This is a genomic window from Marivita sp., assembly GCF_020055675.1.
Classification (GTDB): Bacteria; Pseudomonadota; Alphaproteobacteria; order Rhodobacterales; family Rhodobacteraceae; genus Marivita.
This window is the reverse complement of record NZ_JAIPUS010000043.1, coordinates 1-16,372: the sequence shown is the minus strand read 5'-3', so window position 1 is coordinate 16,372 and position 16,372 is coordinate 1. Positions and strand designations below refer to the sequence as shown.

Genomic DNA, 16,372 nt, shown 5'->3' with positions numbered 1-16,372 from the left:
GGTCCCCGGTGCAGGACCTCTCCGGTGGCGAGCGTCGCCGGTTGGCGCTGCTGCACCTGTTGGTCGCTGCGCCCAACGTGCTCGTGCTCGACGAGCCGACCAACGACCTCGACCTGCCCAGCCTGCGGATGCTCGAGGAGGCCATCGCCGATTTCGACGGCTCGGCCCTCGTCGTTTCGCACGACCGCTATTTCCTCGACCGCATCTGCGACCGGATCATCGCCTTCGAGGACGACGGCCTGCATGTCACGCCCGGCAACTACTCGTACTATCTCGAGAAGCGCCAGCAGCGCGAGGCGACCCACCGCGCCCAGGCCCAGGCCGCCGGCCTGCGCCCATGTCTCGTGGTCCATCTGGCCCTGCTTGGGCCATGTGTCACAGAGCGGCTGCCATTCGGTCTCGATGAAGCTTGCCGCCATCCCGGCCAGCCTCTCCTGAGCGTCACGCATCCCGCCCGATCGCATGGCGTCCCCCCGATCCTGCATTATCGTTTGCGTGCCTCAAGCTCGGCATTGAACAGCCTGAGCCGGTGCCCCAGCGCCTCGTCATCCGTGATGCTGTCGAAATTTTCGAACAGGAAAGACAGGGCTTCACCGTCGTTAAGACCCGCCTCGTTGGCAAACCGTTTGAGCCGGCGATAGCCGTCCTCGGTCATGGCGGCTGGAAAGCGGCGGGTCAGGCGAAAGCGTTTCGGCATCGGTCCTCCGTGGGGTGCGGGCTGGCACGCACCGCTGGCTCAGAAATTGGCCGCCTCCAGCGCTATCACGGGCTCTGCCCCGGTTTCGATGCGCGCGATGTGCATCTTCGTGGCGGGCAGCTGACGCGCCATGTAATAGCGCCCGGTGGCACGCTTGGTCTCAAAGAAGTCGGTGTCGGTCGCACCGTCTTTCAAAGCCCTGGACGCCGCAAGCCCCATCCGCGCCCACATGTAGCCAAGGCAGACATGGCCGAACATATGCATGAAGTCATAGGACCCGGCGAGCGCGTTGTTGGGGGTCTTCATGCCGTTCTGCATGAAATACATCGCCGCCGCCTGCAAATCCTTCGATGCCGATTTCAGCGGGTCGAGGAAATCGCGGTCGAAGGCTTCGTCCTGGCCTTTGTTTTCGGCGGCAAATGTCTTGATCATCTCGAAGAACGCCATGACATGCTTGCCGCTGTCCTGTGCCAGCTTGCGACCGACAAGGTCAAGCGCCTGGATCCCGTTGGCGCCTTCGTAGATCATCGCGATCCGGGCATCGCGGGCGAATTGGGACATGCCCCATTCCTCGATGTAACCATGCCCGCCATAGACCTGCTGGGCGTTCACCGCCATCTCGAAGCCCTTGTCGGTCAGGAACCCCTTGATGACCGGGGTCAGAAGCGAAATCAGGCCATCTGCGGCCTCGTCGTTGTTCCGATGTGCCCGGTCGATCAGATACGCCCCCCAATAGGTGAAGGCGCGGGCGCCCTCGGCGAAGGACTTCTGATCCATCAGGTTGCGGCGGATGTCCGGGTGCACGATGATCGGGTCTGCCGGCTTTTCGGGGGCTTTCGCGCCGGTCACGTCACGGCCCTGAAGGCGGTCATTGGCATAGGCCACGGCGTTTTGATAGGCAACCTCGGCCTGCGCATAGCCTTGCAGGCCCACTCCCAGACGCGCTTCGTTCATCATGGTGAACATCGGGCGCATGCCCTTGTGCATCTCGCCCACCAGGTAGCCTGTCGCGTCGTCGTAATTCATCACGCAGGTGGCATTGCCGTGAATGCCCATCTTTTCTTCGATCTTGCTGACGGACACGCCGTTGCGAACGCCCGGCGATCCGTCTTCGGTCACGAGAAATTTCGGCACGATGAAAAGCGACACGCCCTTGATGCCATCCGGCCCGCCGGGGATTTTCGCCAGGACAAGGTGAATGACATTCTCGGCCATGTCGTGATCGCCGGCCGAGATGAAGATCTTCTGACCCGTCAGCTTGTAGCTGCCATCGTCCTGCGGCACCGCCTTGGTGCGCATGAGCCCCAGGTCGGTGCCGCAATGCGGTTCCGTCAGGTTCATCGTGCCTGTCCACTCGCAGGTGGTCATCTTGGGCAGGTAGGTCTGTTTCTGGTCGTCCGAGCCGTGCATGTAGATGGCGGTATAGGCACCATGCGTCAGGCCCTGGTACATGTTGAAGGCCATGTTGGCCGACACGAACGGCTCCTGCGCCGCTGTGTGCATCAGGTAGGGAAGGCCCTGGCCGCCGTAGTCGGGATCGCAGTCCAATGCCGTCCAGCCACCGTCGCGTATCTGGTCGAACGCGTCCTTGAAGCCGTCCGGCGTGCGGACCACGCCGTTTTCCAGCGTGCAGCCTTGCCTGTCGCCCACCGCGTTCAGCGGCATCAGCACCTCCGAGGCCAGCTTGCCCGCTTCCTCGACCACGGCGCCGGTGAAATCGCGGTCAAGCTCGTCATAGCCCGGGATGTCCTGGGACCCGGCCTTCAGAACATCGTGCAGGATGAACTGCATGTCTTTCACGGGTGCGGTATAGCTTGGCATTGCGGTCTCCCTAACTTCAAATCGGCTTATTCAGCCGCCTTTTTCGTCTGATCCATCGAAGCCAGCATTTTCTCGCCCCAACGCATCTGTTCCCTCAGGTCGTCGATTGCCTTGCTCAGCTCGTCGCGCTGCACCTCCATGTCCGAAAGCCGCTTTTGCGCGATTTCGTGGCTGCGGGCGATCTGGGTCCTTTGCTGGTCGCCCATGTGATAGAGGTCGAGCAACTGGCGAATTTCCTCGAGGCTGAAGCCGAAGCGCTTGCCGCGCAAAATCAGCTTGAGCCGCGCGCGATCACGCTTGGTGAACAGGCGCTTCTGGCCTTCCCGGATCGGGAAGATCAGTTCCTTCGCTTCGTAAAACCGCAATGTGCGCGGTGTCACGTCGAAGGCGTCGCACATCTCCCTGATGGTCATGATCCGGTCGTCAGTCATTCTTCAATCCTTTTCGGTGCTGCGATAGCCTCGAAATGCGAAGGTCGGACCGATCTTACAACGGGAATTCACGTTGACGTAACTCAAACGCCGCGTCACTTTCGAGATGACGTAAGATCAGCCAAGGTCAGCCGCAGCGCGCTGCAATTTTCTTGCAAAGCGTTTTGGGTGGCGCGGACTGCACGGCCGGTTTTTGCTACGGACCCATCTGGTGAACCGAATTCGGGACCTTTGGCGCCGGGCCGGGATATCTCAGGTTTCGAGGTGGGCCGCAGTTTCGTCGCGCAGGTTTTTCAACTCGGCGATCGCGTCGTCCAGCTGCTTTCGCTGGTCATCCAGTTCGACGAGCTGCCGGTCGGCCAGATCAATCCACGCGCGCATCTGTGCCTCCGTGCCTTCTTGCTCGTAAATGAGCAGCCACTGGCGGATATCTTCAAGCTGAAAGCCGAACTTGCGACCGCGCAGAATCAGGGTCATGCGGGCGATCTCCCTGGGTCCGTACCAGCGCGAGCGACCGTCGCGTTCCGGCTGGATCAACTCGATATATTCGTAGTATCGCAATGTGCGCGGCGTCACGTCGAATTTCGCGCACATTTCCTTGAAACTCAGACGCGGGTTGGCCATTCTGTCCCCTTCTCACGCCCCGACCATAAAAGCGGCCCGGCACAAGGACAACCGTTGCCGCGCATGACTGGCCTCGGGCCGCGATCCGGCGTAAGCGGGGGCACCAGACACGGGGTAAACATGACTGCGGACAAAGCCGAGAGTGCAAGACAGTTCATCCAGACGATTCCGCATGCCGCCGCTTTGGGCATGGAGATCATCAAGATTGAGGATGGCATGGCAGAGATCATGATGCCTTATGACGACCGCTTTGTCGGGGATCCCGAAACACGGGTGATCCATGGCGGCGCGGTATCGGCGCTGATGGATACATGCGGCGGCGCGGCGGTGATGAGCCACCCGGACGCACCCGCAGGCACCGCCACGATCGACCTGCGCATCGACTACATGCGCGCCGCCACGCCGGATCAGGCGATCACTGCGCGCGCCGAGGTTTATCACATCACCCGGTCTGTCGCTTTCGTCCGGGCGACCGCGTGTGACGAGGACAGCGACCGCCCTGTCGCCACCGCGACCGGCGCCTTTACCGTGGAAGGTCACTGACATGGGACGCAGGGCTCCGGACCCCGTTCAGGTGGTGAAACAGCGCCGCGACGCCGCGCTGCATGCGCTGGTGAGCGGCGTTCCCTATATCAGTTTCATGGGCATCGGCTTTGACCGGCGCGGAGACGAATTGACCGGTGTGCTGTCCTTCGACGACCAGCTGATCGGCAACCCGATGCTGCCCGCGATCCACGGCGGCGTGACAGCGGCCTTTCTCGAAGTCACGGCGGTGATCTCGCTCAGCTGGGCCCTTATCTGGGAAGATTTCGAAAACGGTGCGTTGGATGTCGAGGCCTTGGCGGCCGGTGATTTGCCGCGCCTGCCCAAGACCATCGACTTTACAGTCGATTACTTGCGCTCCGGCTTGCCACGCGATGCCTATGCGCGCGCCACGATAACTCGGGCAGGCCGGCGCTATGCCTCGGTGCAGGCCGAGGCCTGGCAGGACAACCGCGCCCGCCCCTTCGCGCAGGCCACCGCGCATTTCCTGATGCCGCGGCCAGATCCCTCCGGTGAGTGACACGGTCGCCGCACCGCGCGAGGTCACCAATGGCCGCGTTCTCAAGATCGCGCTGCCCATCGTGCTGTCAAACGTCACGATCCCGATCCTGGGCGCGGTCGACACCGCGGTCGTCGGCCAGATGGGTGAAGCGGCTCCGATCGGCGCGGTGGGCATCGGCGCGATTGTGCTGTCGGCCATCTACTGGGTCTTCGGCTTCCTGCGCATGGGAACCACCGGGCTTGCCGCGCAGGCGATCGGGCAGGGCAACCGTGCCGAGGTTGCCGCGATCCTGACCCGGGTTCTCATGATCGGCATCAGTGCCGGGCTCATCCTCATCCTGTTGCAGACACCGCTTCTGTGGGCCGCGCTCCGTATCGCGCCGGCCAGTGACGAGGTCGAAAGTCTCGCGCGCGACTACATGCGGATCCGCGTCTGGTCGGCCCCGGCGGCCATCGCGATCTTCGGCATCATCGGCTGGCTTATCGCACAGGAGCGCACCCGGGCCGTGCTGGTGCTGCAGGTCTGGATGAACGGCGTGAATGTCCTGCTGAGCATCCTTTTCGTTCTGGGGTTTGGCTGGGGCGTAAACGGCGTGGCCTTCGCCACCTTCCTCGCGGAATGGAGCGGACTGGCGATGGGGCTTTACCTTTGCCGCGCCGCCTTCCGTGTGCCGGACTGGCGCGACTGGGCGCGGGTGTTCGAACGGGTCAAGCTGGTGCGGATGGCCCGGGTCAACACGGATATCCTGATCCGGTCTTTGCTGCTCGAGATGATCTTCCTGTCCTTCATGTTCCTCGGGGCGGATTTCGGCGACGTCACGCTTGCGGCCAACCAGGTGCTGCTGCAATTCCTGCACATCACCGCCTATGCGCTGGACGGGTTCGCCTTTTCCGCCGAGGCATTGGTGGGACAGGCGGTGGGCGCGCGCGCCGTTGCCGTTCTGCGCCGGGCCAGCGTGGTGGCGAGCCTCTGGGGGCTGGGCGCGTCGGTGCTGCTGTCGCTGGGCTTTCTTGCGTTCGGGGCGATGATTGTCGACGTGATGGCCAAGAACGCGGACGTGCAGGATGCCGCGCGGCTCTACCTGCCCTGGATGGCGTTGGCTCCGGTTCTTGCGCTCGCCTCCTTCATGTTCGACGGTATCTTCATCGGTGCCACGCGCACGGCCGATATGCGCAACATGATGCTTGTCTCGGCGCTGATCTACGCCGCCGCCGCTGTCATGCTGGTGCCGATCTACGGCAATCACGGTCTGTGGATGGCGCTGCTGGTCTCTTTCGTCGCACGCGGTCTGACGCTTGCCGCGCGCTATCCGGCACTGGAGCGGTCGGTGGCGCGTTAACCGGGTCTTTACCCTGGTTTGGCAGCACGGGCGCATGACACATCTTCCGGATCATCTGACCCCGGAGATTTGGCTGACCCAGATGCTGTCCTCGAAAGAGGCGCAGAAGGGCGGCGTGGTGAAAAGGCAGATCCGCGATGTCGAACGGCTTGTCGGAAGGGACGCCTTTGTTGCCGCTGTCGAGGAACGTGGCTTCCAGGCGGTGCGCAACGGGCGACACTACGTGGTGTTCTGCAACGATCAGCCGATCCGCCGGGTCCGGTAGAAGCGATTTCGAAATCGCTTTATCAAAGCGGCTTGCAAGCCGCTTGTCCAAGCCAATTCGAATTGGCTTGGGACCGCGTTTCGAAACGCGGTCCCAATCGCCTTCGAAGGCGCTTGCCCTTGCTCATTGCGTGGCAGACCGCTACTTGTGCTCCGTTCGATATAAGAGGCGCGCGCGATGAACGATCTATTCAACAGCTTCATGACAGGCCCGGACGAAAAGGGCCGCTTCGGAATCTTCGGCGGACGCTTCGTCTCCGAGACCCTGATGCCGCTCATCCTCGAATTGGAAGAGCAATACGAGCGCGCCAAGACCGATGACAGCTTCTGGGACGAGATGCACCATCTCTGGACCCATTATGTCGGACGCCCCAGCCCGCTTTATTTCGCCGAACGCCTGACCGACCGACTAGGCGGGGCCAAGGTCTACATGAAGCGCGACGAGCTGAACCACACCGGCGCGCACAAGATCAACAACGTGCTGGGCCAGATCATCCTCGCCCGCCGCATGGGCAAGACCCGCATCATCGCGGAAACCGGCGCCGGTCAGCACGGCGTGGCCACGGCCACGGTCTGCGCCAAGTTCGGCCTGAAATGCGTCGTCTACATGGGCGCGCATGATGTGGAACGGCAGGCTCCGAACGTTTTCCGCATGAAGCTCCTTGGGGCGGAGGTGATCCCCGTCACCTCCGGGCGCGGCACCCTCAAGGACGCGATGAATGATGCGCTACGCGATTGGGTCACGAATGTGCGCGACACGTTCTACTGCATCGGCACCGTCGCCGGCCCGCATCCCTATCCGGCAATGGTGCGTGATTTCCAGTCGATCATCGGCAAGGAAACCAAGACGCAGATGGAAGCGGCCGAGGGCCGTTTGCCCGACACGATCATCGCAGCGATCGGCGGTGGGTCGAATGCCATGGGGCTGTTCTACCCGTTTCTCGACGACAAGGATGTCAATATCATCGGTGTCGAAGCGGGCGGCAAGGGTGTAAACGACAAGATGGAGCATTGCGCCTCTCTCACCGGCGGCCGCCCCGGCGTGCTGCATGGCAACCGCACCTACCTGCTTCAGGATGACGATGGACAAATCCTGGAAGGCTTCAGCATCTCTGCCGGTCTGGACTATCCCGGCATCGGCCCGGAGCATTCCTGGCTGCACGATATCGGACGCGCGAAATATGTATCGATCACCGACACCGAAGCGCTTGAGGCGTTCCAGCTGTGTTGCGAGATGGAAGGTATCATCCCCGCCTTGGAGCCGTCCCACGCGCTGGCCCATGTGACGAAGATCGCGCCCGATCTGCCAAAGGATCACATCATCTGCATGAACATGTGTGGCCGTGGCGACAAGGATATCTTCACCGTCGCCAAGCACCTCGGATTCGACATGGGGTAAAATCCGCCGCAAGGCCGGTCGGCCCGGATCGACAGTCAGACCCCTCGTGCCGCCCGGCCCGAGGGGTTTTCTTTTGACGCGATACCTTCAAGGGTCCGCGTAAACCCCCGTTTAGGCGCATGGGGCAGGGGTTTATGAGACGGCGCTTAAACCATCTGCAAATATCCCCGCGGTGCCGATGCGGTCAGGTTCGGGACGTCGGCAACGCAGCAGACAGAATGGACACGAAAGGACCTTTTCATGAAAAACACAGCTTTGACCGCAGTTCTCGCCACGCTCACAGGCAGCATGGTGTTCGCACAATCGGCCACGGATCAGATCGTCAACGATCTCAGGGACCAGGGCTTCGAACGCATCGAGATCGAAAATGGCCGCAGCCAGATCAAGGCAGAGGCGATCCGAGGCACGCAGAAGCTCGAGGTTGTCTATGACCGCGCCAGCGGCAGCATCCTGAAACAGGAGGTCGAACGCGTCCGCTCCGGTGAAGACACCCGCCCGGGTGTTGAAATCGACACTCGCGACCGTGACTTTGTCGATAGTTTGGGATCTGATGACGACGACGATGATCGCCGCAGCGGACGCGACGATGACGATCGCGACGATGACGACCGCGACGATGACCGTGACGATGATCGCGATGACGACCGCGACGGCGGCCGGGACGATGACCGCGACGAAGATGATGAGGACGACGACGATGATGACGACGATGATAACGACGACGATGATGACAGCGATGATGACGACGACGACGATGACGACTAAGGTTATCGGGATCTGAGCAGTCGGGGGCTCTTGCCGATTGGCAGGGGCCCTTTTGGAGAACAGGAATGCAAAGAAGACAGATCCTCGCCGGATTGCTGGCCACCCTCGCGCTGCCCACTGCCGCCATCGCGCAGACGGCAGAGGAACAGGTGATCGACCAGTTGAAACGCCAAGGCTACCGCCGGATCACTTTGGGGCGCACCCTTCTGGGGCGGAGGCGGATCGTGGCGACCGGGCCTCGGGGGCGGCGCGAAATCATTCTCAACCCTTCTACAGGGGCGATTCTCCGCGACTATCTCGACCGATCCGACCGGGGCCGTTCCAGGGACGACCGGGACGATGACCGCGATGACCGTGACGACGACCGCGACGATCGGGATGACGACCGCGACGACCGGGATGACGACCGCGACGACCGGGATGACGACCGGGATGACGACCGGGATGATGATCGCGATGACCGTGACGACGACCGCGACGATCGCGACGATGAACGGGACGACCGCGACGACGACCGCGGTGGAGGGGACGACGATGATGACTGATCGTGCCAGCATCGACGGTCAGGGACGGCCGTGAGGATCTGGCTTGTCCTGCTTCCCCTGCTGGCGCTGCAACTTGGCAGCGGCCTCTTCCTGTTGTGGGACATCCTCGGCAGTATGCTTGGCCTCGCGTCCTCCCCCATCGCCTGGGTCTATTACGAACTGGCGCAAATCGGCGCGGTGATCGGGCTGATCCTTGGCATGGTGGTCAGTGCGACGCTCATGGTCCGGTCGATCCAGCGGCAGCGCCAGGCCGAGGAAAGCCTGCGTTTGGCCTCTGGCGCCTTTATGGACGTGTTGCAGGAACGCTTTGCCGATTGGGAGCTGACCCCGGCGGAAAAGGACGTGGCGCTGTTCTGCATCAAGGGCCTGAGCACCGCCGACATCGCCGCGCTACGCAATACGTCCGAAGGTACGGTGAAGGCACAGACCAACGCGATCTACAGAAAGGCCGGGGTTTCGGGCCGGCCGCAACTTCTGAGCCTCTTCATCGATGAACTGATGTCCGAGTCGCTGGTCGACCCGTCGACACCAGTCGTCGCGCAAATCGAAGAGGCGTCCTGACGCGCCGCGTCAGCTTTCGGTTGCCTTGATGGCGTATTGTTCGAGAACCCGTAGCGGCACAACATCCAGGGCGCGCTTGTGGGTTGCCTCAAGGTGCACGTTTGGCGCGCAGCCTTCGTCATGCGCCTGCAAAAATCGCGAGGCGCACAGGCACCAACTGTCACCGGGTTTCAGGCCCGGAAAGCGAAACTGCGGCACCGGCGTGCTCAGGTCGTTGCCGACATATTTCGAATAGGCAAGGAACTCCGCCGTCATCACCGCGCAAACCGTATGGCTGCCATTGTCGGCAGCGCAGGTGTTGCAATGGCCATCGCGAAAGAACCCGGTGATCGGGTCCGCCGAACATTGCTTGAGCGGGCCGTCAATTACGTTGATCGCCTCTTCGGGTTCCATGCGCTGGCTCCTTGCTGTGCGTTGCCACTGCAAACCTAGGCGCAATACGCCGCCCGATCCACCCGGTGACCATGAAAATCTGCCCGACCCGGCAGGATGTGATAGGTGGCCGGCCATAGCCGCGCGGTCAGCGCCGCTTTGCGCGCTTGGCCACCGGCGTCCACCCGGACCCCATGCCGGCGGCGCGTCAGGCGTCGCGCGCGCCTGCCGCTTGGCTCCGCGTCGATTGCGATCCGATGCACCGGTGCCTTGGACAGGCTCAACGAAACCTGTCCACCAGCTTTTGCAGCGGGTTGCGGCTGTCGGGTTCCGGCTCTGGCGCGGCTTCGGGGTGCGCCTCTGGCTTCGGCGCTTTCGCCTTGTCCGAATTGTCCCCTTTGTCCGCCCGCGCGGCTGTTTTCGACGATCGGGCCGGGGCGACGCGCAGGGCCACCGCGTTCATGAACTTGCCCGTATCGCCATCCGCCAGATGCGGCGCACCATCGGCGATCCCGCGCAGCAGATCGTCAAGCCATGCGTCGTCCGCCCGGGCAAAATCATGCAGCACGTAACTGGCAACCTTGTCCTTGTGCCCCGGGTGCCCGATGCCCAGCCGCACGCGGCCATAGGCGTCTCCGATATGGCCGTGGATCGACCGCAGGCCATTATGCCCGGCATGTCCGCCGCCCTGCTTGACCCTGCATTTGCCGGGGGCAAGGTCCAGCTCATCGTGGAACACGGTCACGTCGGCGGGCTCCAGCTTGTAGAACTGCATCGCCGCCTGCACCGATTGGCCCGAGCGGTTCATGAAGGTGCCCGGTTTGAGCAACAGCACCTTGTCATTACCCAGCCTGCCTTCCGTGGCTTCACCCTGAAACTTCGATTTCCAGGGCGCAAACCCGTGGTCCGCGGCGATCCGGTCCAAGGCCATGAAGCCGATATTGTGGCGGTTCTTCGCGTATTTCGCGCCCGGATTGCCCAAGCCGACAAAAAGTTTCATCGCGGGTCGTCCCTTTCGTTACGCTGCGTTTGGCCCTCTGTAGGCGAATCCGCTGGCAAGGGCAAAAGGCCCGCTTCGTTAGACATGCGCAAGCACAAGCGCCGCTGACGCCGACAGCCCGAGGGACCAGCCAATCGCCAGCCGCAACCGCAGCACAAGCAGGGCGGCGAGCGCGATCAGCCCAAGCGCAGACCAGTTCAGCGTCGTCATGTCCGGCACCCAGAGTTGCAGGGGGCCCTGCTGCCGCTTGTCCACCGTTTCGAACAGCACATGCAGCGCGAACCACACCGACAGGTTCAGGATCACGCCCACCACGGCTGCCGTGATTGCGCGAAGCGCTCCGGTCAGCCGTGGTTGCGCGGAAATCCAGTCGAGGTACGGCGCGCCAATGAAAATCCACAGGAAGCAGGGCACGAATGTCACCCAGAGCGTTATGAGCCCGCCCGCCACGGCCAGCCCGTACCCGCCATCGCGAAACGCGGCAAGCGTGCCGACAAATTGCGTCACGAGGATCAAGGGCCCCGGCGTGGTTTCGGCAAGGCCAAGCGCATCCATCATCTCGGTCGCGGAGAGCCAACCATAGTGCAGAACCACGTCCTGCGCCATGTAGGCAAGCACCGCATATGCGCCGCCAAAGGTGACAACGGCGAGTTTGGAAAAAAACAGCCCAAGCTCTGTCGGGACCGTCGCGCCGAGCAATGCGTCCATAACCAGTACCGGCAGGCCCCAGATCGCCAGACCCAACAGCAGGGTCGTCAGGGTGTGTCGCCACGAAACCGTGACCGTCGGAGCCACCTCGCTCTCAGCGCGCGATGCGGTGATCGCACCATAAAGCCCGGCCAAGGCCACAATCATCGGGAAGGGTACGGCAAAAAAGAAAATTCCGACAAAGGCAAAGGCCGCAAGCATCCAGTGCGCGGTGCCCTGCAGCGCCCGGCTTGATACCTTGAGCAGCGCTTCGGTCACGATGACCACCGCTACCGCCTGAACGCCAAGGAACAGAGTGCTCACCACCGGCAGGTCGCCATAGGTCACGTAAAGCAGCGCCAGCGCGAAGATGATCGCGGCCCCCGGCAGCACAAACAGCCCCCCGGCGACAAGGCCGCCGATGCGCCCGTGGAGTCGCCATCCGGCATAGGTTGCCAGTTGCATCGCCTCGGGGCCGGGCAAGAGCATGCAAAAGCTCAGCGCGTTCAGAAATTGCTTTTCCGTCAGCCAGCCCCGGTCCTCAACCAGCATCCGGTGCATCAACGCGATCTGCGCGGCCGGCCCGCCAAAGGACAGAAGGCCGATTTTCAGAAACACGACAAAGACTTGCGACAGCGACGGCGGCATTAAAGATGTATCTCCGATCAGCGTATCAGCGATGTGACACCTCGGTCCCCAATGACAATGCCCGCACAGGATGTCACGCTGTCAAGGATCCCGTCGATCGCGGCCTGGCCTTGGTCTGGCCTTGGCAGGGACCGCGTCGCGGAGCCCGTCAACCGGCTGCACGCGCACCCCCGAACGAAAACGGCCCCGCCATCGGGGCGGGGCCGTCTGTCATCATTCGAGAGGCCGAAGCGCTTACGCGTCGGCGGCTTGCTCGGTGGACGGAACGTCGTCCGCATCGACTTCGTCCTCTTCGTCGTCCGCCGCGCGCAGGCCGGACGGGGCCGAGATATTGGCGATCACGAAGTCGCGGTCGATGGTCGGCTTGGTGCCCTTCGGCAGATCGATTGCCGAAATGGTGACCGTGTCGCCGATTTCCAGACCCGCAAGGTCCACAACCAGCTTTTCGGGAATGTCACCGGCGGTGACGACCAATTCCACCTCGGGACGGACCGCGTTCATCACGCCGCCCTTTTTCAGGCCGGGGGCCTCTTCCTCGTTGATGAATTCGACGGGGATGAAGAGATTGATCTTCGACGTCCGGCGCAGGCGCATGAAATCGACATGCGTGGGCAGGTCTTTCACGATATCGCGCTGCACGTCACGGCAGATCACGCGGACATCCTCGTGGCCTTCGACCTTCAGGTTGAACAAGGTCGCCTTGAACCGCCCGGCGCGCAAGCGCTTGATCAGTTCGTTGAACGGAAGGTTGATCGGCAGCGGATCTACGTCGCCGCCGAAGACGATCCCGGGAACCAAGTGGTCGCGACGCGCCTGACGAGCGGCGCCCTTGCCTGTCCCCGTCCGTTCCAGAGCTACGAGATCAGGAATCTCACCAGCCATGTTATATCTCCAAATTGTAAGGGCAGGGTGCCTCCAAGGCTGTCACCCCGCGTGAAGCCTGCGCGATAGACCGGATTGCACCCCGAGACAAGAGACAAGCCGGCAGATTCGACGCGAATTTCGCGCTTTGTGGGCTGGACCCGTTTTGCGGCGCGTGGCACTGCCCGCGCATGACCATTTTGCGTGATCTCTATCTCAGCCGCGGTCCCGCAGCCGCCTTTGCCGGAATTGGCGCCTATTGGGGCAGTTTCGCAGCGCTTGTGCCGGTACTCAAGCCGCAGGTCGGGCTGTCGGACGGGCAATTCGGCATCGTCCTTCTGATCGGTGCCGTGGGGGCTGTCATGGCCATGTGGCTTGCGCCGTTGGCCGAACGCCTGCTGGGCGCACGGACGCTTGGGGTGCTCACGGCAATCCTCGCGGCGACCACGCTGCTGCCCGGACATGCGAACTGGGCGGGTCCGTTCACGCTGGCGGTCCTGTGCGTGACGATGGCCTCCGGCACGCTCGACGTTGCGATGAACGCGCGGGTCAGCGCGCTGGAGGCACAGGTGCGGCGCAGCCTGATGAACCTGAACCACGCGGTGTTTTCGGTCTCCTATGCCGCGTCTGCCGTGATGACGGGGCTGGCGCGCGAGGCCGGGTTCGGCCCCGCCGCGATCCTGACAGGGGTGGCCGTGGTGATCGCCCTTCTGGTCCTGCAAGCCGCGGCCGCACCCGTCCGGGACAGCCCGACCGACGCCGACGAGACCGGCGCGATGCCGCTGCCCTGGTCGGTTCTTCTGCCCGGCGGGGTAATTATCCTGATCGCCTTCATGTCGGAACAGGCCACCGAGGGCTGGTCGGCCTTGCACCTGGAACGCAATCTTGGGGCAGGGGCGGCGCAAGGCGCGCTGGGCCCGGCACTTTTGGGGATCACCATGGCCGTTGGACGTCTGGCAGGGCACGTGGTGGCCAATCGCCTGTCCGAACGCGTGGTGATCCGGTGGGCCGCGCTCACGGCCGGGACGGGGGCCTGCATCGGGGCATTGGCCCCGACATTGGCCGTGGCCTATCTTGGCTTTTCGATCCTCGGCCTTGGCCTTTCCGTGATGGCGCCGATGGCGCTTGCCTGGATCGGACGCATGGTGCCCGACCGCTACCGAAGCCTCGCCATATCGCGCGTCTCCGTGGTGGGCTATGCCGGGTTCTTCGTCGGCCCGCCGCTGATGGGATTCCTGTCCGAAGGGTTCGGGCTGGCCACCTCGTTCCTGGTGATCGGCGGTCTGCTTTTTGGAGTGGTGGCATTTGTCCTGCCTGTCCTGGTCCGCAGGGCAGCCTTGCGGACCGCGTAGGGCGGCCCCGCCGCCCTGACGGATGCAGGTCCTAGGCCTCCCACTCCCCTGAAAAGCCCTTGGGAACCATCAGGATGTCGCGATCCAGATCGTTCACATCGGTGCGCCCGCACAGGCCCATCGACGTTTCCAGTTCCTTGTGGATCACGTTCAGCGCGTCACTGACACCTTGTTCACCCCGTGCACCCAGACCATAGACGAAAGCCCGCCCGATATAAGTGCCCTTGGCCCCCATGGCGATCGCCTTGAGCACGTCCTGTCCCGACCGAATGCCGCTGTCCAGATGCACCTCGATCTTGTCGCCCACGGCGTCCATGATCGGCCCCAGCGCGCGGATTGAACTGAGCGTGCCATCGAGCTGCCGCCCGCCATGGTTCGACACCACAATCGCATCGGCCCCGACGTTGAGCGCTTCGCGGGCGTCGCGCTCGTCCATGATCCCCTTGATGATGACCGGACCGTCCCACATCCTGCGGAAGCGCGCGATCTTTTCCCAGTCCAGCGAGGGATCGAACGCCTCCTTGGTCCATGTCGCAAGCGAGCCGGGATCGGTGACGCCCGTCGCATGGCCCACGACATTGCCGAAAAAACGCCGCTTTGTCTGGAGCATGCCCAGACCCCATTGCACCTTTGTCATCATGTTGGCAATCGAGGCCGGGGTCAGTTTCGGTGGTGCCGAAAGTCCGTTCTTGATGTCCTTGTGCCGCTGGCCCATCACCTGAAGATCCACGGTGATGACCAGAGCCGAGCATTTCGCCGCCTTGGCCCGGTCGAACAGGCGCTGCATGAAGGCATCATCGGTCAGCGTGTAGACCTGAAACCAGAACGGCTGCTCGGTGTTCTCGGCCACGTCCTCGATCGAGCAGATGGACAGGGTCGACAAGGTAAACGGCACACCGAACTTTTCAGCCGCCTTCGCCGCTTTGATCTCGCCGTCGGCGTGCTGCATCCCCGTCAGCCCGACCGGCGCCAGCGCCACCGGCATCGACACGTCCTGCCCGAGCATCTTGGTCTTGGTGGTGCGGCCCGCCATGTCCATCGCAACGCGCTGGCGCAGGTAGATCTTGTCGAAATCCGATGAGTTTTCGCGGAAAGTCTGTTCGCTCCAGCTACCTGTTTCCGTGTAATCGAAGAACATCTTTGGCACGCGGCGTTTGTACATGCGGCGCAGGTCTTCGATTTCGGTGATAACGGGCATGGGGTGGCCTTTCAGCAAGCTTGGTCAGCTTTTCTTACCAATACCCCAAAAACCGCGCAACGCGTCATTTTGCGTGGCGCGCGTGCCCTGTCAGGTGAAGGTGACTGTCACACCGTCGATGAGCGGCGTGTCGAAGTCTGTCCGCCAGGTTTCGCCCGGCGCGATGGGGCGCGCATCGGTGAGTGTGCCGGTCGTTATGATCTCTCCGGACTTGATCGGTTCGGCGCCGGGCATCCGCCCCACCTGACCAACGAGGTGGCGCAACGCCATCAGCGGCCCGCCCAGCACATCGACACCATGGCCCACCAGCGTCTCTGACGGGCCGGTCAAGGTGATGTCGCAGGTTGTCAGCGCTTCCAGCCGGTCCGCTGTCGGCTCTTGCCGTGCGCCCACCCAAAGCGCGCCATGCATCGCCATCGCGGCCATGCTGTCGGGCGCTGTAAAGCGCCAATCGGGATAGAGCGACGTGACGATCTCAAGCCCATGCGCGACCCAGTCGATACAGTCCGAAAGCTCGGTCAGGTCCATGTCCGGCCCGGGCGAGGATTTGAAGCCGAACACGATTTCCGGCTCGATCCTGAGGGCCGGCAGATTGGGCAGCGCCAGACGTCCATCCGTTGGAATGTCATGCACACCGGCTTGCAGTTACCCATATGTCTCCGCTGGCGGTGTTTCTGCGATGCGCGCGCCTTCGACAAGGTCGGCGAGGCGAGAGAGGCCGCGCCATATGACGGTGGTGCCTGGTGGCGCATCGGAGCTGCGA

General features: G+C 62.9%; 19 protein-coding genes and 1 pseudogene. 10 read left to right on the top strand and 10 right to left on the bottom strand.

The window, feature by feature from the left end; all coding sequences use genetic code 11:
- Window positions 1-8: 8 nt before the first annotated feature.
- A pseudogene (locus LCF59_RS17805) lies at window positions 9-62 on the top strand (hypothetical protein); the annotation flags it as partial.
- Window positions 63-484: 422 nt separating this feature from the next.
- Here the strand turns inward: LCF59_RS17805 and LCF59_RS16535 are convergent.
- The 4 genes from LCF59_RS16535 to LCF59_RS16520 form a co-directional block, all read right to left on the bottom strand.
- Entirely contained in the window at window positions 485-697 is a 213-nt protein-coding gene (locus LCF59_RS16535) for a hypothetical protein (protein WP_292288728.1), read from the bottom strand.
- 39 nt (window positions 698-736) lie between these two features.
- Window positions 737-2,518 carry an acyl-CoA dehydrogenase C-terminal domain-containing protein gene (locus tag LCF59_RS16530; RefSeq protein WP_292288727.1) on the bottom strand — a complete coding sequence of 594 codons (1,782 nt, stop codon included), beginning with the start codon at window positions 2,516-2,518 and terminating at the stop codon, window positions 737-739.
- A gap of 26 nt (window positions 2,519-2,544) precedes the next feature.
- Window positions 2,545-2,949 (bottom strand): MerR family DNA-binding transcriptional regulator, encoded by a 405-nt coding sequence (locus LCF59_RS16525; RefSeq protein WP_292288726.1) that lies wholly within the window; start codon window positions 2,947-2,949, stop codon window positions 2,545-2,547.
- 252 nt (window positions 2,950-3,201) lie between these two features.
- Window positions 3,202-3,573, bottom strand: a complete 372-nt coding sequence (locus tag LCF59_RS16520) for a MerR family DNA-binding transcriptional regulator (protein WP_292288725.1) — start codon at window positions 3,571-3,573, stop codon at window positions 3,202-3,204.
- A 120-nt stretch (window positions 3,574-3,693) separates the two neighbouring features.
- Between LCF59_RS16520 and LCF59_RS16515 the strand changes: the two genes are divergently transcribed.
- From LCF59_RS16515 to LCF59_RS16480, 8 genes are all read left to right on the top strand, one after another.
- A complete protein-coding gene (locus tag LCF59_RS16515; RefSeq protein ID WP_292288724.1) occupies window positions 3,694-4,116 on the top strand; it encodes a PaaI family thioesterase in 423 nt (140 codons plus the stop codon).
- Window position 4,117: 1 nt separating this feature from the next.
- Complete coding sequence (locus tag LCF59_RS16510) at window positions 4,118-4,636, top strand: PaaI family thioesterase (protein WP_292288723.1); 519 nt, start codon at window positions 4,118-4,120, stop codon at window positions 4,634-4,636.
- Window positions 4,629-5,957, top strand: coding sequence for an MATE family efflux transporter (locus LCF59_RS16505; RefSeq protein ID WP_292288722.1), 1,329 nt, complete (start codon window positions 4,629-4,631; stop codon window positions 5,955-5,957). The genes LCF59_RS16510 and LCF59_RS16505 overlap by 8 nt, the downstream gene beginning before the upstream one ends.
- A 34-nt stretch (window positions 5,958-5,991) precedes the next feature.
- The gene (locus tag LCF59_RS16500) at window positions 5,992-6,222 is read left to right on the top strand and encodes an N-(5'-phosphoribosyl)anthranilate isomerase (protein ID WP_292288721.1); all 231 of its coding nucleotides are present in this window, start codon (window positions 5,992-5,994) and stop codon (window positions 6,220-6,222) included.
- A 177-nt stretch (window positions 6,223-6,399) separates the two neighbouring features.
- Window positions 6,400-7,620: a tryptophan synthase subunit beta gene (gene trpB, locus LCF59_RS16495; RefSeq protein ID WP_292288720.1), complete on the top strand. Its 1,221-nt coding sequence runs from the start codon at window positions 6,400-6,402 to the stop codon at window positions 7,618-7,620.
- A 240-nt stretch (window positions 7,621-7,860) separates the two neighbouring features.
- Window positions 7,861-8,385 (top strand): PepSY domain-containing protein, encoded by a 525-nt coding sequence (locus LCF59_RS16490; protein WP_292288719.1) that lies wholly within the window; start codon window positions 7,861-7,863, stop codon window positions 8,383-8,385.
- 65 nt (window positions 8,386-8,450) lie between these two features.
- Window positions 8,451-8,930, top strand: coding sequence for a hypothetical protein (locus tag LCF59_RS16485; RefSeq protein ID WP_292288718.1), 480 nt, complete (start codon window positions 8,451-8,453; stop codon window positions 8,928-8,930).
- 30 nt (window positions 8,931-8,960) lie between these two features.
- Complete coding sequence (locus LCF59_RS16480; RefSeq protein ID WP_292288717.1) at window positions 8,961-9,491, top strand: helix-turn-helix transcriptional regulator; 531 nt, start codon at window positions 8,961-8,963, stop codon at window positions 9,489-9,491.
- A gap of 9 nt (window positions 9,492-9,500) precedes the next feature.
- Here LCF59_RS16480 and LCF59_RS16475 read toward each other — a convergent pair whose 3' ends face one another.
- The 4 genes from LCF59_RS16475 to LCF59_RS16460 all read right to left on the bottom strand — a co-directional run bounded on the left by LCF59_RS16475 (window position 9,501) and on the right by LCF59_RS16460 (window position 13,080).
- A complete protein-coding gene (locus LCF59_RS16475) occupies window positions 9,501-9,884 on the bottom strand; it encodes a DUF2237 domain-containing protein (RefSeq protein ID WP_292288716.1) in 384 nt (127 codons plus the stop codon).
- Between the two features lie 259 nt (window positions 9,885-10,143).
- A complete protein-coding gene (gene pth / locus LCF59_RS16470; RefSeq protein ID WP_292288715.1) occupies window positions 10,144-10,863 on the bottom strand; it encodes an aminoacyl-tRNA hydrolase in 720 nt (239 codons plus the stop codon).
- A gap of 78 nt (window positions 10,864-10,941) precedes the next feature.
- Entirely contained in the window at window positions 10,942-12,198 is a 1,257-nt protein-coding gene (chrA, locus tag LCF59_RS16465; RefSeq protein WP_292288714.1) for a chromate efflux transporter, read from the bottom strand.
- 234 nt (window positions 12,199-12,432) lie between these two features.
- The gene (locus LCF59_RS16460; protein ID WP_292288713.1) at window positions 12,433-13,080 is read right to left on the bottom strand and encodes a 50S ribosomal protein L25/general stress protein Ctc; all 648 of its coding nucleotides are present in this window, start codon (window positions 13,078-13,080) and stop codon (window positions 12,433-12,435) included.
- A gap of 170 nt (window positions 13,081-13,250) precedes the next feature.
- On the opposite strand from LCF59_RS16460, the gene LCF59_RS16455 reads away from it, so the two are divergent.
- Window positions 13,251-14,411, top strand: coding sequence for an MFS transporter (locus LCF59_RS16455; RefSeq protein WP_292288712.1), 1,161 nt, complete (start codon window positions 13,251-13,253; stop codon window positions 14,409-14,411).
- 31 nt (window positions 14,412-14,442) lie between these two features.
- Here LCF59_RS16455 and LCF59_RS16450 read toward each other — a convergent pair whose 3' ends face one another.
- Window positions 14,443-15,609 (bottom strand): alpha-hydroxy acid oxidase, encoded by a 1,167-nt coding sequence (locus tag LCF59_RS16450; protein WP_292288711.1) that lies wholly within the window; start codon window positions 15,607-15,609, stop codon window positions 14,443-14,445.
- A 90-nt stretch (window positions 15,610-15,699) separates the two neighbouring features.
- Window positions 15,700-16,242 (bottom strand): hypothetical protein, encoded by a 543-nt coding sequence (locus tag LCF59_RS16445; protein ID WP_292288710.1) that lies wholly within the window; start codon window positions 16,240-16,242, stop codon window positions 15,700-15,702.
- Between the last annotated feature and the right edge of the window lie 130 nt (window positions 16,243-16,372).

Bases quoted from the DNA above. Each gene is read 5' to 3' on its own strand.
- LCF59_RS16485 (WP_292288718.1), top strand. From the start codon at position 8,451: ATGCAAAGAAGACAGATCCTCGCCGGATTGCTGGCCACCCTCGCGCTG.
- LCF59_RS16520 (WP_292288725.1), bottom strand. From the start codon at position 3,573: ATGGCCAACCCGCGTCTGAGTTTCAAGGAAATGTGCGCGAAATTCGAC.
- LCF59_RS16475 (WP_292288716.1), bottom strand. From the start codon at position 9,884: ATGGAACCCGAAGAGGCGATCAACGTAATTGACGGCCCGCTCAAGCAA.
- trpB (WP_292288720.1), top strand. From the start codon at position 6,400: ATGAACGATCTATTCAACAGCTTCATGACAGGCCCGGACGAAAAGGGC.
- LCF59_RS16525 (WP_292288726.1), bottom strand. From the start codon at position 2,949: ATGACTGACGACCGGATCATGACCATCAGGGAGATGTGCGACGCCTTC.
- LCF59_RS16500 (WP_292288721.1), top strand. From the start codon at position 5,992: ATGACACATCTTCCGGATCATCTGACCCCGGAGATTTGGCTGACCCAG.
- LCF59_RS16530 (WP_292288727.1), bottom strand. From the start codon at position 2,518: ATGCCAAGCTATACCGCACCCGTGAAAGACATGCAGTTCATCCTGCAC.
- LCF59_RS16490 (WP_292288719.1), top strand. From the start codon at position 7,861: ATGAAAAACACAGCTTTGACCGCAGTTCTCGCCACGCTCACAGGCAGC.
- pth (WP_292288715.1), bottom strand. From the start codon at position 10,863: ATGAAACTTTTTGTCGGCTTGGGCAATCCGGGCGCGAAATACGCGAAG.
- LCF59_RS16455 (WP_292288712.1), top strand. From the start codon at position 13,251: ATGACCATTTTGCGTGATCTCTATCTCAGCCGCGGTCCCGCAGCCGCC.
- LCF59_RS16515 (WP_292288724.1), top strand. From the start codon at position 3,694: ATGACTGCGGACAAAGCCGAGAGTGCAAGACAGTTCATCCAGACGATT.
- LCF59_RS16510 (WP_292288723.1), top strand. From the start codon at position 4,118: ATGGGACGCAGGGCTCCGGACCCCGTTCAGGTGGTGAAACAGCGCCGC.
- LCF59_RS16460 (WP_292288713.1), bottom strand. From the start codon at position 13,080: ATGGCTGGTGAGATTCCTGATCTCGTAGCTCTGGAACGGACGGGGACA.
- chrA (WP_292288714.1), bottom strand. From the start codon at position 12,198: ATGCCGCCGTCGCTGTCGCAAGTCTTTGTCGTGTTTCTGAAAATCGGC.
- LCF59_RS16535 (WP_292288728.1), bottom strand. From the start codon at position 697: ATGCCGAAACGCTTTCGCCTGACCCGCCGCTTTCCAGCCGCCATGACC.
- LCF59_RS16450 (WP_292288711.1), bottom strand. From the start codon at position 15,609: ATGCCCGTTATCACCGAAATCGAAGACCTGCGCCGCATGTACAAACGC.